The organism is Streptococcus sp. (genome assembly GCF_030528045.1).
In the GTDB taxonomy this organism is placed as follows: domain Bacteria; phylum Bacillota; class Bacilli; order Lactobacillales; family Streptococcaceae; genus Streptococcus.
The window spans coordinates 21,877-35,721 of sequence record NZ_JAUMZR010000006.1 but is presented as its reverse complement, the minus strand read 5'-3'; the positions used below and the strand labels follow the sequence as shown (position 1 = coordinate 35,721).

The 13,845-nt window shown below is 43.3% G+C and carries 12 protein-coding genes and 1 pseudogene; 2 read left to right on the top strand and 11 right to left on the bottom strand.

The features are described from left to right. Positions 1–80: 80 nt before the first annotated feature. From Q4A91_RS02180 to Q4A91_RS02150, 7 genes and pseudogenes are all read right to left on the bottom strand, one after another. The gene (locus tag Q4A91_RS02180) at positions 81–845 is read right to left on the bottom strand and encodes an amino acid ABC transporter ATP-binding protein (protein ID WP_303204396.1); all 765 of its coding nucleotides are present in this window, start codon (positions 843–845) and stop codon (positions 81–83) included. A 9-nt stretch (positions 846–854) separates the two neighbouring features. After that, positions 855–1,577: an amino acid ABC transporter permease gene (locus Q4A91_RS02175; protein WP_303204395.1), complete on the bottom strand. Its 723-nt coding sequence runs from the start codon at positions 1,575–1,577 to the stop codon at positions 855–857. Positions 1,578–1,580: 3 nt separating this feature from the next. Continuing rightward, a complete protein-coding gene (locus Q4A91_RS02170; RefSeq protein ID WP_303204394.1) occupies positions 1,581–2,273 on the bottom strand; it encodes an amino acid ABC transporter permease in 693 nt (230 codons plus the stop codon). Between the two features lie 32 nt (positions 2,274–2,305). Continuing rightward, on the bottom strand, positions 2,306–3,184 hold the full coding sequence (locus tag Q4A91_RS02165; protein WP_049478849.1) for a transporter substrate-binding domain-containing protein: 879 nt from the start codon (positions 3,182–3,184) through the stop codon (positions 2,306–2,308). A gap of 11 nt (positions 3,185–3,195) precedes the next feature. Continuing rightward, entirely contained in the window at positions 3,196–4,194 is a 999-nt protein-coding gene (locus Q4A91_RS02160; RefSeq protein ID WP_303204393.1) for a uroporphyrinogen decarboxylase family protein, read from the bottom strand. Between the two features lie 2 nt (positions 4,195–4,196). Then, positions 4,197–4,400 carry a hypothetical protein gene (locus tag Q4A91_RS02155; protein ID WP_000837737.1) on the bottom strand — a complete coding sequence of 68 codons (204 nt, stop codon included), beginning with the start codon at positions 4,398–4,400 and terminating at the stop codon, positions 4,197–4,199. 11 nt (positions 4,401–4,411) lie between these two features. After that, positions 4,412–5,416: pseudogene (locus Q4A91_RS02150) on the bottom strand (uroporphyrinogen decarboxylase family protein). Positions 5,417–5,783: 367 nt separating this feature from the next. Here Q4A91_RS02150 and Q4A91_RS02145 point away from each other — a divergent pair. Continuing rightward, positions 5,784–6,641 carry a 5'-nucleotidase, lipoprotein e(P4) family gene (locus tag Q4A91_RS02145; protein ID WP_303204392.1) on the top strand — a complete coding sequence of 286 codons (858 nt, stop codon included), beginning with the start codon at positions 5,784–5,786 and terminating at the stop codon, positions 6,639–6,641. A gap of 229 nt (positions 6,642–6,870) precedes the next feature. Here the strand turns inward: Q4A91_RS02145 and Q4A91_RS02140 are convergent, their stop codons facing one another. Further along, the gene (locus tag Q4A91_RS02140; protein ID WP_303204391.1) at positions 6,871–7,923 is read right to left on the bottom strand and encodes an LLM class flavin-dependent oxidoreductase; all 1,053 of its coding nucleotides are present in this window, start codon (positions 7,921–7,923) and stop codon (positions 6,871–6,873) included. 110 nt (positions 7,924–8,033) lie between these two features. Beyond that, complete coding sequence (gene glmS, locus Q4A91_RS02135; protein WP_303204390.1) at positions 8,034–9,842, bottom strand: glutamine--fructose-6-phosphate transaminase (isomerizing); 1,809 nt, start codon at positions 9,840–9,842, stop codon at positions 8,034–8,036. 215 nt (positions 9,843–10,057) lie between these two features. Here glmS and Q4A91_RS02130 point away from each other — a divergent pair, with 215 nt between their 5' ends. Beyond that, the gene (locus tag Q4A91_RS02130; protein ID WP_303204389.1) at positions 10,058–10,471 is read left to right on the top strand and encodes an EamA family transporter; all 414 of its coding nucleotides are present in this window, start codon (positions 10,058–10,060) and stop codon (positions 10,469–10,471) included. A 38-nt stretch (positions 10,472–10,509) separates the two neighbouring features. Here the strand turns inward: Q4A91_RS02130 and Q4A91_RS02125 are convergent, their stop codons facing one another. Then, positions 10,510–11,889, bottom strand: a complete 1,380-nt coding sequence (locus Q4A91_RS02125) for a glycoside hydrolase family 1 protein (RefSeq protein WP_303204388.1) — start codon at positions 11,887–11,889, stop codon at positions 10,510–10,512. 98 nt (positions 11,890–11,987) lie between these two features. Further along, positions 11,988–13,841 (bottom strand): proline--tRNA ligase, encoded by a 1,854-nt coding sequence (locus tag Q4A91_RS02120; RefSeq protein WP_303204387.1) that lies wholly within the window; start codon positions 13,839–13,841, stop codon positions 11,988–11,990. Positions 13,842–13,845 lie beyond the last annotated feature (4 nt).

Here is a 13,845-nt window from a genome sequence, read left to right as displayed (position 1 = left end):
AGCCCTCCTATAGAGAAAACACCCCATGGTCAGAAGAATCTTATAGTCATGGGGTGTTGTTTTTATGATACACTTATCTATCAAATCATATATTCCACACTATAGGTGGCATCTGATAAGATACGAGCCAGGAACTGTTTGGTTCGTTCTTCTTGTGGACGACTAAAGAAATCGTGGGGATTATTCTCCTCCACGATACGGCCTCCATCCATAAAAATAACGTGGTTGGCAACATCTCTAGCAAATCCCATCTCATGCGTGACGACCACCATGGTCACACCTTCTCCCGCCAACTGTTTCAGAACATCCAAAACATCTCCAACCAACTCAGGGTCTAGTGCTGATGTTGGTTCATCTAGCAAAATGACCTCGGGCTTTACGGCAATAGCACGCGCAATTCCTATTCGTTGTTGTTGCCCCCCAGATAGTTGTGAAGGGTAGTAGTCCTTATAGGCCAGTAAACCAACTTTTGCTAAGGCAGATTCTGCACGTTTGAGCGCTTCTTCCTTGGGAACTTTACGAGCGACGATTAGACCTTCTAGAATATTTTCCAGAGCAGTTTTGTTTGCAAAGAGATTGTAGTGTTGGAAAACAAAGGCTGTTTTTTGGCGAATTTCTAGAATGTCTTTCTTGCTTAATTTGGCTAAGTCATAGGTCTTTCCTGCCAAGGTCAAACGGCCACTGTCAGCTTTTTCTAAGTGGTTGAGACAACGGAGAAAGGTCGTTTTCCCCGAACCTGATGGTCCTAAAATAACGACGACATCCCCTTGGTTGACCTGGATATTGACATCCTCCAGCACCTGCCTCTCACCAAATGTTTTTGCGATATGTTCTACTTGTAACATCCTGTCCTCCTATACAAAACGCGCGCTAGATGCTTTCGCTCTCTTTTCTTTTTTCTCATAGCCTTTTTCTAATACAGAAAAGCCCCACTGAATCAAACCACAGATCAAAATATACTGCAAAAAGATCACAAAATAAGACTCAAAATACTGGTAACCGTAGGACGCCTCCACACGGGCAATAGCAGTGATATCCTTGATGGTCATGACAAAGACCAAGGAGGTCCCTTTGACGATATTAATCACCAGATTGGCCAAGTTAGGCAAGGCTGAGCGCAGGGCTTGAGGAAAAACAATCCTTAGATAGGCCTGGGTCGTAGTCAGCCCAATCGCATGCGCTGCCTCTAGTTGTCCCTTGTCCACTGTCAAGATAGCTGAACGCAAAATCTCCGACAAACTCCCGACTGTCATCAAACTATAAATGACAAAGGCATAGTAGAGAGGATCAAGCTTGAAAATATCAAGGTCACTTCCTATGCTTTTGAGAAATTGATTCAGCAGGCTTGGAAACAAACTATAAAAGAAGAGAATCAATAAAATCGGAGGAGTCGCTCGGATAAAGGCCAGATAGACCAGAGAAAAACTCCTCACACTTCGAACCTTGTAAATCTGCCCCAAGGCTAAAAATAGAGCCGGTAAAAAGCTTAAGACCATAGCCACAATCATGATAATCAAGGTGATTGGCACACCCTTCAAGGTCTCCAGAAAAGTCTTTACAATATAGTCTATATCCATTTCTTACCTCCCTTTTGTTTCCAAAGACTTCTCAAGCAAACGACTCAAGCTAGAAATAACCAAGGCAATCCCCCAGTAAAGAAGCGCAACTGCCGTATAGGTTTCCAGAGAGTAGTTCCCTAAATTGCGACTGATCAAGAGATTCCCCGCCCCCATAACATCAACGAAACCAATCGTATAAGCCAAGGCAGCATCCCGCATGAGATTGAGAATAGTGGTCGTTATATTGGGAAGAGCAACTTGAAAAGCTTGGGGAAAAATGATTCTCCAAAAAGTCTGACTTGGAGTCAAACCAATACTAAGTCCGGCCTCTGTCTGACCCTTTGGAATAGCTTGATAGGCTGCCTTGAAAACCTCGGCAAAAATAGCCGCAAACAAGAGAATCATCGTCAGGAGAACAAAAATAGTTTTAGACCAGTTATTGATATCCAAACCAAGCCACCATTTCAGAAATTCTGGCAAGCCATAAAAGACTAGAAAAAGCAAGACAATCGGCGGTGTACAACGTAGGGTAAATATATAGCCTTTGGAAATCGCTGCAAAACTCTTGTCTTCTCCTACTTGTGCCCAGGCCAAGAGACCTCCAAAAAGGGAACCAAGAAGAGTGGTAAAAAAGAGAATGGACAAGGTCATAGGAAGTGCCTGCCATAAGGTTGGCAAAAACTGAAAGACCTTGGAAAAATCATAAGAAACCATGCAAAACCCTTTCTAGTCTTGGAATTTCTGGTCTAGTCTTTGTCTACATAACTAAAGACATCTTCTTTAAAGTATTGCTGAGATAACTTAGCAAGCGTGCCATCTTCTTTCAACTCTTTGATTGCTTTTTCATATTCTTTAGCGAATTGCTCACCCTTTTCATCACGGTGAATCAAGGGATAAGTTGGAATGCCTTTATATGGGAACCAGCTGAGTTTATCCGCATATTGGTGGTAAGGGCCATCTTCTGCGGTAACTGCTTTTTCAAAGGACAGTTTGATATCAAAGAAGGCGTCATAACGTCCTTCCAAGACCCAGGCATAGGCATCTGCCACTTTAAAGGATTCAGCTGCTGTCAACTCAATCGGTGCATCCTGATGTTTTTCATTGTAGCTGGTGATAACATTCCATTGAGCATTCTGTGGAGAGATGGGAACCAATTTTCCTTTATTCTTAGCAAAGTCATCAATGGTTTTGTATTTCTGTTCATCTTCTTTTCTGACAGTAAATCCGATGATGCTCGCTCCGACTGGTTCAGATGGAATGACAAACTTTTTAGCTCGTTCATCTGTGTACCAAGCTCCCTTGGTTCCGATGTCATACTTGCCTGATTCCAGACCAATCAAGAGGTCGTCATCACTGGTACCCGTATATTCAAATTGATAGTTTGCCAACTTCTCATCAACAGCCTTCAAAACAGCTACCTCATAACCATCTGATTCCCCTTTTTCATTGACAAAGTCATAAGGTACATAGTTTTGTGTATGGGCAACCTTCAAGGTTATGACTTCAGCAGACGAAGCTGTTTCTCCCTCCTTGGCTGGAGCACCAGCTAAACTTCTCCCGATAATCGTTGCCCCAATTACTGCAACAACTGCTACACCACCGATAATCCATGCTTTTTTACTCATCTTTTTCTCCTTTAGTTTTTAAGCGCTTCTCTCACCCACTGGATACGTTCAACTGCGATATCACTTGGAATGGTACAATCTGCCCCAAGTACCAAGCCCTGTTCCCCAGCTTCTGCAACTAGTTTCTTTGCCTCAGCCTGAATGGCATCCTTGCTACCAGTATACAGCAAGCCTGTCTTGCCATTTTCGAATCCTCCAAGAACCGTACGTCCCTTGAAAATCTCACGACCTTCCTTGAGAGTGATTCCCTCTGGTCCTACAGCCCAGTTAAAGACTTGGGCTGGATAGTCTGCAAAAAGGTGAATATCATTTCGCGCTCCCTCGTAGCCACAGATATGAAGAACAGTGACGCCACCAACAGCACTAGCTGCTTCCAGAACAGTTATCTCGCTAGGTGCAATGACGGCTTGATAATCTGCTGCCGACACTCGTTGATCTTGGATACTCTGCACGCTGAGGTAGATTCCATCAGCACCAGCCTCTTCGATGACAGATCGACTGAGACTCGCAATATCCTCTGCAATCACATCCAACACCTTTTTAAGGGCTTCAGGATCTTCCACCAGAAAGTCTGCAATGAGGTCATCGCCACCAGACACTTCCCCAAGCAACCACTTGAGATAGGTCACAGGAGCAAAAATATTGTAAATCGCAACGATATCTTCTGTAAATTCTTGCTTGATTTTCTTAACCAAGTCCACCTGCTCTTTTATCCAAGCATGATCTGTTCCGAGTGGTTGAATGGTTGCCAATTCTTGAAGTGATTTCCCTTTGGCAATCGCTGGATTTGGATAAGCAAAGTAGCCATCACTCATGAGTTTGATAAAGTCTGGCTGAACTTCTCGGATAAAGCGCTTATGTCCCTCGATATTCTTCTCGATAATGACTGGATTTGAGAAACCGTGTAGCCATTCGTCTTCGGATATGAAATGGTGCCAAAAGCCAACTGGCACACGATCAACCTTTTCACCTTTAAATGCTTTTAAAACCCATTCTTTTTTTTCTGACATTCTTATTCTCCATTTCTTACTTTTTCAACTAATAAACTGCTTGCGATATCATTCGAGCGTAGAAAGGGGAGACTGGACTTGGAAAAATCCTGAACTCCACGACATCTCTCTCCATTTTTGCAGTGCCCATTTTTTACGACGCTTATGGCAACCAAAGCCAGCAAACCGACAACTGCAATGAAGATGCCCCATCTTTTACTTTTCATAGCTCCTCCTTTTAGAGAACAGCTGCCTGCCGAATCCAGTCCAACCTCCCTAAGTCAAAGTCATCTGGAACAGTACAGTCAGCTCCCAGAAGAACGCCTTTACTACCAGCTTCAGCCAACAACTGCCTTGTTTCATCTTGCAATTCCGCCTTGGAACCTTGATAAAGCAAACTTTTTTTGCCATTTTCAAATCCACCTAAAACGGCCTTGCCTGGAAACAACTCTTGACCCTGTGTCAAACTAACATCCTCATGGTGGGTCGCCCAGTTGACCACTTGAGCTGGATAATCCTTAAATATCGTCACATCATTGCTCGCACCTTCAAAACCACAGATATGGAGGATATTGGTCCCACCAACCTGATTAGCTGCCTCAAAAATCGCTATATTGCTCGGTTCGATATGGGTTTGGTAGAGTGCTGGTGCGATGCGCTCATCTTGAATTTCCTGAGTGCTGAGGTAAATCCCGTCAACACCGCCTTGCTGGATGATTTTCTGAGTTAGGATAGCAATATCTCCTGCAATCACATCTAGAATAGCTCTGAATTGCTCAGGATTTTCAAGCAATAGATCAGCCACTTCCCTATCTCCTCGTGAAGTTTCTGTACGGAACCAGCGCTTGAGGTAGGAGATAGGGGAAAAGATATTGTAGAAAGAAGCAATCTCTTCGGTAAAGGTCTCTCGAATCGCTTGTACCACTTCCACCTGTTGCTGAATCTATGGGTGTTCGTCACCAATCGACTCAATAGAAGTCAGCTCCTGAATGCTTGCAATCTTAGGATTACAGACATTACTTGGATAAAGGAAAAAACCGTCGCTCATAATTTTGACAAAATCAGGGCGAATCCTTTCCACATAGTTGCGATGCCCATCAACACTTTTTTGAAAGATACGTGGATTATTTAATCCCTGCCCCTTTTCTTCGAGTGTTACAAAATGAAACCAAAATCCGACAGGAACTCTTTCCACTTCATCGCCTCGAATCGCTCTAAAAACTAGATCTCTTTTACTTGCCATACCTTTCTCCTTCCATCTGGATTGAAACCATCTTACCACTCCTTTTCCCCTTTTCCCAATATATATTGACTATCAACTCGATTGGAAATTTTTATATCTATAAAGAAAAAAATCCCTGAAAAGCTTGATATTACTAGCCTTTCAAAGATTCACTTTATTTTCATCTATTTTTCAAAAAGGAGTTGATATAGATTTTCTATCAAGCCGATTGAATTTTTTTATATCCATCTTCATTCCAAAATTAAGTACATAATTTTATCCTAATACCAAATTACTACTGAAAAATTTCTTTTCTCTCGATATTTCCTTGCACAAATCCCATGAAAACGCTACAATATTAATAGACTATTATTAGGAGGATGGGATTATGAAAATATCCAAAGTTACCATTACAATTGCTTCTACACTTACTTCCGTCATTTTACTGACTGGCTGTGGCACAAATTCGGCAAATTCACAGACAACACAAAGTAGTACATCTGACAATCAGGTTACAATGACCTATGATCAGTTGCGTTCAAGAGAAAATACTATGTCAACTCTTTGGTATCAAAAAGCAGCTGAGACCAAGGCACTCTATCTACAAGGTTACAATGTCGCTACTGATCGTTTGAAAGAACTACTAAAAACACAGACAGATAAACTCTACTCTATCGTTTTGGACTTAGACGAAACCGTATTAGACAATAGCCCTTATCAAGCGCAAAATGTCAAAGATGGAACAGCATTTACCCCAGAAAACTGGGATGTCTGGGTAAAAAAAGCCGCAGCCAAGGCTGTACCAGGTGCTAAAGACTTTCTCCAATTTGCAGACCAAAACGGTGTCCAAATTTACTATGTATCTGACCGCACGATAGATCAGGTAGATGATACGATCAAAAACCTAGAAAACGAAGGAATTCCTGTACAAAGCCGCGATCATCTCATGTTCTTAGAAAAAGGCGTCAAATCTAAAGAAGGTCGTAGACAAGCAGTCCAAGAAAAAACCAACTTAGTCATGCTACTAGGAGACAATCTTGTGGACTTTGCAGAGTTTTCAAAGACCTCTGAAACTGAGCGCGACCAAAAATTAGAGGAATTACAAAAAGAGTTTGGTGAGAAATTCATCATTTTCCCTAACCCAATGTACGGATCATGGGAAAGCACTGTTTACAATGGTAATAAATTGGATGCCAAGGGTCAAACTGAAGAGCGCCAAAAAAACTTACAGGGTTTTGATAAATAAATAAGAGAGCTATCTACCAGTTTACACCAACCACAAGATATCGTATTTGCGAGAATATCAAAAAAAGACGATTTCCAAGCGGAGATCGTCTTTTTCACTATTTTATCTTGTACTTGGTATAAACTAGTATATATTCCACTAGATAGTATACTCTATCGCTTGTACCACTTCCACCTGTTGCTGAATCCAAGGGTGTTCCTCACCAATCGACTCAACCGATTGAATTTTTTTATATCCTCTCTTTCATGGCAAAGTAGGCTCGTACTTTGGGTGCCACTTGTGTTCCGAAGAGTTCAATAGCTATCAGAACCTGGTCATGTGGCATAGAACCAAGCGGTAGATGGAGCATGAAACGGTCCAAGCCTAAATCCTCAATCATGCGAATCAATTTTTCTGCCACCTGGTCTGGATTCCCCACAAACATGGCTCCATTTGGACCAACTTGCTCCAAATATTGCTCATAAGTCAACTCCTGCCAGTGTGGACGGTCCTTGGAAATCGCATCCACCACTTGCTTGGTCGGATGGAAATAATCTTTCACCGCCTGCTCGCCATCTTCCGCAATCCAACCCCAAGAATGAGCACCCACTTTCAGGTCTTTATCCGCATGACCGACTTCCCTACCAATCTCACGATAAGCTTGAATCAACTTTTTAAAATAACGTGGATTGCCACCGATAATGGCATAGACAATCGGCAGCCCCGCCTGAGCAATCTTCACTGTTGATTCGACATGGCCACCTGTCGCCACCCACAATGGCAATTTGTCCTGAACTGGACGGGGATAGACTTCTTTTCCAGCAATGCTTTGGGTCAATTGACCTTGCCAGTCTATCTCGGTCTTTTCATTGACTAACTGGAGCATGTCTAATTTCTCATCAAAGAGAGCTTCATAGTCTTTCAAGTCATAGCCAAACAGTGGGAAAGACTCGGTAAATGAACCACGCCCAGCCATAATCTCCGCACGTCCATTTGACAAAGCATCGATAGTAGCATATTGTTGGAACAAGCGAATCGGATCCATACTCGAGAGTATGCTGACTGCACTGGTCAAACGAATTTTCTTGGTATTGACTGCACCAGCTGCAAGAACAATCTCTGGCGCCGATACCGCAAAGTCCTCCCGATGATGCTCCCCAATCCCGTACACATCCAAACCAACCTTATCAGCCAGCTCAATTTCTGCCACCAACTGACGAATGCGTTCATCATGACTGTAAATCTGCCCAATCGCTTCTAGAGCTGTTGTTTCACCAAATGTTGAAATTCCTAATTCTACCATCCTGTTTCCTCGCTATCTCTTTTAGTTTTAGGGTATTTTATCACTAATTAGTTTTATTTTCAATAAATTTGCTCATTAGAAAAAGCCTAGATCAACTAGACTTTCTTGGTTTATTCTACTGTTACTGACTTAGCAAGGTTACGTGGTTTGTCCACATCAAGGCCACGGTGGAGTGTTGCAAAGTAAGCGACCAATTGCGTTGGTACGACCATTGAGATTGGTGAGAGGTAAGGGTGTACGGTCGTAAGGACGATATCGTCTGTGTCTTTAGCAACATTTTCTTCTGCGATAGTGAGAACCTTGGCACCACGGGCTGCGACCTCTTGGATATTTCCACGAGTATGGTTGGCAAGGACTGGATCTGACAAGAGGGCCAAGACAGGCGTCCCTTCTTCAATCAAGGCAATGGTTCCGTGCTTGAGTTCTCCTGCCGCAAAGCCTTCACACTGGATGTAAGAAATCTCTTTGAGTTTGAGACTTGCTTCCATGGCTACATAGTAGTCTTGACCACGTCCGATGTAAAAGGCATTGCGAGTGGTTTCAAGAAGGTCACGAACCTTGGCATCAATGGTTTCTTTTTCAGAAAGAGTTGATTCGATAGACTGAGCTACGATTGACAATTCATGAACCAGATCAAAGGCTTGCGCTTTAGCATTGCCGTTTGCTTCTCCGACTGCTTTTGCAAGGAAGGCAAGAGCTGCGATTTGCGCTGTATAAGCCTTTGTTGATGCTACGGCAATTTCAGGACCTGCATGAAGGAGCATGGTATGATTGGCTTCACGTGAAAGGGTTGAACCTGGGACGTTTGTCACTGTCAAGCTTGGAATGCCCATTTCATTGGCCTTAACCAAAACCTGACGGCTATCCGCTGTTTCACCAGACTGGCTGATAAAGATGAAGAGTGGTTTTTTGCTGAGAAGTGGCATACCATAGCCCCACTCAGATGAGATTCCAAGTTCAACTGGTGTATCTGTCAACTCTTCCAGCATCTTCTTAGAAGCAAATCCTGCATGGTAAGATGTTCCAGCTGCAAGGATGTAGATGCGGTCTGCATCTTGAACAGCCTTGATGATAGCTGGATCTACAACAACTTGACCAGCCTCATCTGTGTAGGCTTGGATGAGTTTACGCATAACCGTTGGTTGCTCGTCGATTTCCTTGAGCATGTAGTAAGGATAAGTCCCCTTACCGATATCTGACAAGTCTAGCTCAGCAGTATAGCTAGCACGCTCACGGCTATTACCATCATAGTCTTGAACTTCGACACTATCAGCCTTGACGATCACCAACTCTTGGTCATGGATTTCCATGTATTGGTTGGTCTCACGAATCATGGCCATAGCATCTGAGCAGACCATGTTATAACCTTCCCCAAGACCAATCAAAAGTGGAGATTTGTTCTTAGCGACATAGATGACATCTGGATTTTCAGAGTCAATCAAGGCAAAGGCATAAGAACCACGGATGATGTGAAGAGCTTTTTTGAAGGCTTCAAGAACTGAAAGACCATCTTCTTCTGCAAATTTTCCAATCAAGTGAACAGCGATTTCCGTATCGGTTTGCCCCTTGAAGTGGTGACCTGCAAGGTATTCTTCCTTGATTTCGAGGTAGTTTTCAATCACCCCATTGTGCACCAAGACAAAACGTCCTGTCTCAGAGCGGTGTGGGTGAGCATTGTCTTCCGTTGGTTTCCCGTGAGTCGCCCAACGCGTATGTCCGATACCTGTTGTTCCCTCAACACCGGCTGTCTTGGCAGACAATTCTGCGATACGACCGACAGCCTTGACTAGATGATTTTCAGCACCACCTAGGACAAAAATCCCCGCAGAATCATAGCCACGGTATTCGAGCTTTTCAAGCCCTTGAATCAAAATATCAGTTGCATTTGTGTTTCCAACAACACCAACAATTCCACACATAGTATATACGACACAGACCAGCTGTGCTTTCCCCTTAAATTGGTATAGTCTGATTTCCCTTTTACAGAATCAGCAAAAACAGTATATACTTGTTTTTCTCACTTGTCAAGAATAAAAATTGGTATAGTTTTTCTATCTAGTATTTTATCAAGATTTCACTTGATACCTGACAAGTCGGCATCAATTACTTATAATGAATAGAGGAGGTATTTGCCATGTGGTTTTTCTTCGCACTTTTATCAGCTATCTTTGCAGCCTTAACGTCAATTTTAGCCAAGATTGGGATTGAGGGAGTTCCATCCAATCTAGCAACCGCTATTCGTACAGTCGTCGTCATTCTTATGGCTTGGACCATGGTTTTCTTGACCAATAGTCAGACCGAAATTGTCAACATCAGTAGAAAAAGTTGGCTCTTTCTCATCTTATCAGGCTTAGCCACTGGCGCCTCCTGGCTCTGCTACTACAAGGCACTACAGATGGGCAATGCGACTGAGGTATCTGCTGTCGATAAATTCAGTCTCGTCATTACCCTCGTTCTAGCCTTTTTTTTCCTACAGGATGTCCTGACGTTTAAAACAATTATTGGCTGTATCTTGATTACGATTGGGACCTTGGTGATGATATTGTAATAAAAAGTGAGATGAATACCATCTCACTCTTTTTATTCTTAAAATCCATTATGGTCGCTGAGTTCCTTGAACCAGTGGCCTGATTTCTTCAGGCGACGTTCCTGTGTTTCCAAGTCAAGCTCAATCAGACCATAGCGGTTTTTATAACTGTTGAGCCATGACCAGCAGTCAATAAAGGTCCAGATTAAGTATCCTTTACAGTTGGCTCCATCTTCAATCGCACGGTGAAGTTCACGCAGATGTCCTTTGACAAAGTCGATACGATAGTCGTCTTGAATCATGCCATTCTCACGTAATTTATCCTCACCCTCAACACCCATGCCATTCTCTGTCAACATCCACTCGATATTGCCATAATTTTCCTTGATGTTTTGAGCGATGTCATAAATCCCTTGCTCATAAATTTCCCAACCGCGGTGAGGATTGATTTTACGGCCCGGCATGATATAAGGCTCATAGAAATGTTCTGGCAAGAGTGGACTGTCTGGATGCTTGGCAAAACGTGGCGCCATAACGCGCAAAGGTTGGTAGTAATTGACTCCAAGAAAGTCCACTGTGTGCTCCCGAATGAGTTCTAACTCTTCAACAGTGTACTCTGGCAGCAAATCATGCTCAGCTAAAATTTCCACTAATTCTTCTGGATAAGCTCCTAAAACAGATGGATCTAGGAAAGATTGAGCTTGGAAGAGATCCGCAATGCGAGCAGCCTTGACATCTGCGGGATGCTGGCTACGTGGATAAGCTGGTGTCAAGTTGAGGACAATCCCAATCTTGGAATCAGGCAAAACTTCATGACAGGCCTTAACCGCAAGACTACTAGCCAGTTGTGTGTGATAGGCAACCTTAACCGCTGCTTTGGCATCTACCTTGTGAGGATAGTGGGCATCATAAAAATAACCAAATTCTACAGGGACAATGGGCTCGTTAAAGGTAATCCATTGGTCCACCAAGTCACCGTAAGTCTCAAAACAAAAACGAGCATAGTCTTCATAAGCCTTGACAGTTGCCTTATTTTCCCAACCATCGCCGTCTTCTTGGAGGGCAAAAGGCAGGTCGAAGTGATAGAGATTGACTAAGAGACGAATCCCCTTGGCCTTAATAGCCTCAAAAACCTGACGGTAGAAAGTCACCCCTTGAAGATTGACTTCTCCACGACCTTGCGGGAAAATACGAGACCACTGGATAGAAGTACGAAAGGCTGTATGCCCAGTCTCTACCAAAAGTTCAATATCCTTTTCCCAGTTTTCATAGAAGGTCGATGTTTTATCAGGTCCAATCCCATTGTAGTAGCGGTTTGGCTCTACTTGATACCAATAATCCCAGAGATTGTCTCCCTTGCCGTCACCAGGTACACGACCTTCTGTCTGTGGTCCAGAAGTGGAGGAACCCCAAACAAAATCCTTTGGAAATTTTAGCATAGCTTTACCTCTTCATTTACTCATTTCCCCCATTATATAGAAAAAACAAGGTAAAAACTAGTTACATTTTTGCCTTGTTTTTCTTCTGATTATAGTTTTTATTTCTTGCTGAGGATTTCAAGCGTTTCAAGCAAGTTGTCTGCATGAACTTCGATGGTGTCACCAGTCGCCTTGATCTTGACTTCTACGATACCATCAGCTGCTTTTTTACCTACAGTGATACGGATTGGCAACCCAATTAAGTCGCTATCGCTAAACTTCACTCCGACACGTTCGTTACGGTCGTCTGTCAAAACTTCGTAACCAGCTCCCATCAAACTTGCTTCAAGTTTTTCTGTTAAGGCTTGCGCTTCTTCATCTTTGACATTGACAGTAATCAAGTGCACATCAAATGGTGCCAATTCTTTAGGGAAGTTAACTCCCCAAGCGTAACGGTATTCACCTTTTGGCGTTTTGTTAACAAAGAGGCGAGCGTGTTGTTCCATAACTGCCGAGAGAAGACGACTAACACCGATACCGTAACATCCCATGATGATTGGCACAGCACGGCCATTTTCGTCCAAAACATCTGCACCCATGCTTGCTGAGTAGCGAGTTCCGAGTTTGAAAATATGGCCGATCTCAATACCACGAGCGAAGTTAAGAACCCCTTGTCCGTCTGGTGAAATTTCACCCTCACGAACTTCACGGATATCCACGTATTCTGCAGTAAAATCACGACCTGGGTTCACACCCGTCAAGTGGTAACCATCTTCGTTGGCCCCCACAACAGCATTGCGAACATCTTGTACCTTACGGTCTGCAATGATTTTCACATTTTCTGGCAAACCAACTGGGCCAAGCGAACCAAAGCCAGCTGAGATAACATTTGCTACTTCTTCCTCGCTCGCAACATCAAAGAAATCTGCTCCCAAGTGGTTTTTCAACTTAACTTCATTGAGTTGGTCATTTCCAACTAGAAGGGCTGCAACAAGCTCACCATCTGCCATGTAGAAGAGGGTTTTGATTGTTTGTTCTTCTGGAACGTTGAGGAAGGCTGTGACTTCATCGATGGATTTAACACCCGGAGTTTCGACGCGAATCACTTCTTCTTCCGAAACGACACGGTTACTTGGTTTGTACTCGTTTGCTGCCATTTCTAAGTTAGCTGCATAGCTAGACTCACTTGAGTAGGCAATGGTATCTTCACCAGAAACCATCCATTTAAGCAATTCTGCCTTGATTTCTTCTTGCACTTCTGCAGGAATTTCATCAAATGAGGCAACTGACTTGTCTAAGACAACCCAGCGGTCGAGGTCTGTACGGGCTGGTGTGATGGCCATAAATTCTTGGCTATCCTTACCACCCATGGCACCACCGTCACCGATGATGGCCTTGAAGTCCAAGCCACTACGAGTGAAAATTCGTTCATAGGCCGCCTTGTACTCGTCATAAGTCACATCCAAACTATCGTAATTAGCATGGAAACTATATCCATCTTTCATGATAAATTCACGCGTACGGAGAAGGCCGTTACGTGGACGTTTTTCATCACGGTATTTCGGCTGGATTTGGTAAAGGTTAAGTGGCAATTGCTTGTAAGACTTGACAGAGTCACGAACAATAGCTGTAAAAGTTTCTTCGTGTGTCGGACCTAGAATAAAGTCTGACTTTTCACGATTTTTCAGTTTATAAAGGTCTTCACCATAGGTTTCATAACGGCCTGATTCACGCCAAAGATCAGCACTGAGAAGGGCAGGAGCCAACATCTCCACCGCACCAATCTTATCAAACTCTTGGCGCATGATATTCTTGGCCTTTTCAATCACACGATTAGCAAGTGGTAGGTAAGAATAAACACCAGCAGAAACTTGACGAACATAACCAGCACGCAACATAAGGGCGTGGCTGATAACTTGAGCATCGCTTGGCATTTCGCGAAGCGTTGGGATTAGCATTTTACTTTGTTTCATAATA

What these genes read in the sequence shown, in the direction of transcription:
- Q4A91_RS02120 (WP_303204387.1), bottom strand. Translation starts at nt 13,841, where the DNA reads ATGAAACAAAGTAAAATGCTAATCCCAACGCTTCGCGAAATGCCAAGC.
- Q4A91_RS02130 (WP_303204389.1), top strand. Translation starts at nt 10,058, where the DNA reads ATGTGGTTTTTCTTCGCACTTTTATCAGCTATCTTTGCAGCCTTAACG.
- Q4A91_RS02140 (WP_303204391.1), bottom strand. Translation starts at nt 7,923, where the DNA reads ATGGTAGAATTAGGAATTTCAACATTTGGTGAAACAACAGCTCTAGAA.
- Q4A91_RS02125 (WP_303204388.1), bottom strand. Translation starts at nt 11,889, where the DNA reads ATGCTAAAATTTCCAAAGGATTTTGTTTGGGGTTCCTCCACTTCTGGA.
- Q4A91_RS02175 (WP_303204395.1), bottom strand. Translation starts at nt 1,577, where the DNA reads ATGGATATAGACTATATTGTAAAGACTTTTCTGGAGACCTTGAAGGGT.
- Q4A91_RS02160 (WP_303204393.1), bottom strand. Translation starts at nt 4,194, where the DNA reads ATGTCAGAAAAAAAAGAATGGGTTTTAAAAGCATTTAAAGGTGAAAAG.
- Q4A91_RS02180 (WP_303204396.1), bottom strand. Translation starts at nt 845, where the DNA reads ATGTTACAAGTAGAACATATCGCAAAAACATTTGGTGAGAGGCAGGTG.
- Q4A91_RS02170 (WP_303204394.1), bottom strand. Translation starts at nt 2,273, where the DNA reads ATGGTTTCTTATGATTTTTCCAAGGTCTTTCAGTTTTTGCCAACCTTA.
- Q4A91_RS02155 (WP_000837737.1), bottom strand. Translation starts at nt 4,400, where the DNA reads ATGAAAAGTAAAAGATGGGGCATCTTCATTGCAGTTGTCGGTTTGCTG.
- Q4A91_RS02145 (WP_303204392.1), top strand. Translation starts at nt 5,784, where the DNA reads ATGAAAATATCCAAAGTTACCATTACAATTGCTTCTACACTTACTTCC.
- Q4A91_RS02165 (WP_049478849.1), bottom strand. Translation starts at nt 3,184, where the DNA reads ATGAGTAAAAAAGCATGGATTATCGGTGGTGTAGCAGTTGTTGCAGTA.
- glmS (WP_303204390.1), bottom strand. Translation starts at nt 9,842, where the DNA reads ATGTGTGGAATTGTTGGTGTTGTTGGAAACACAAATGCAACTGATATT.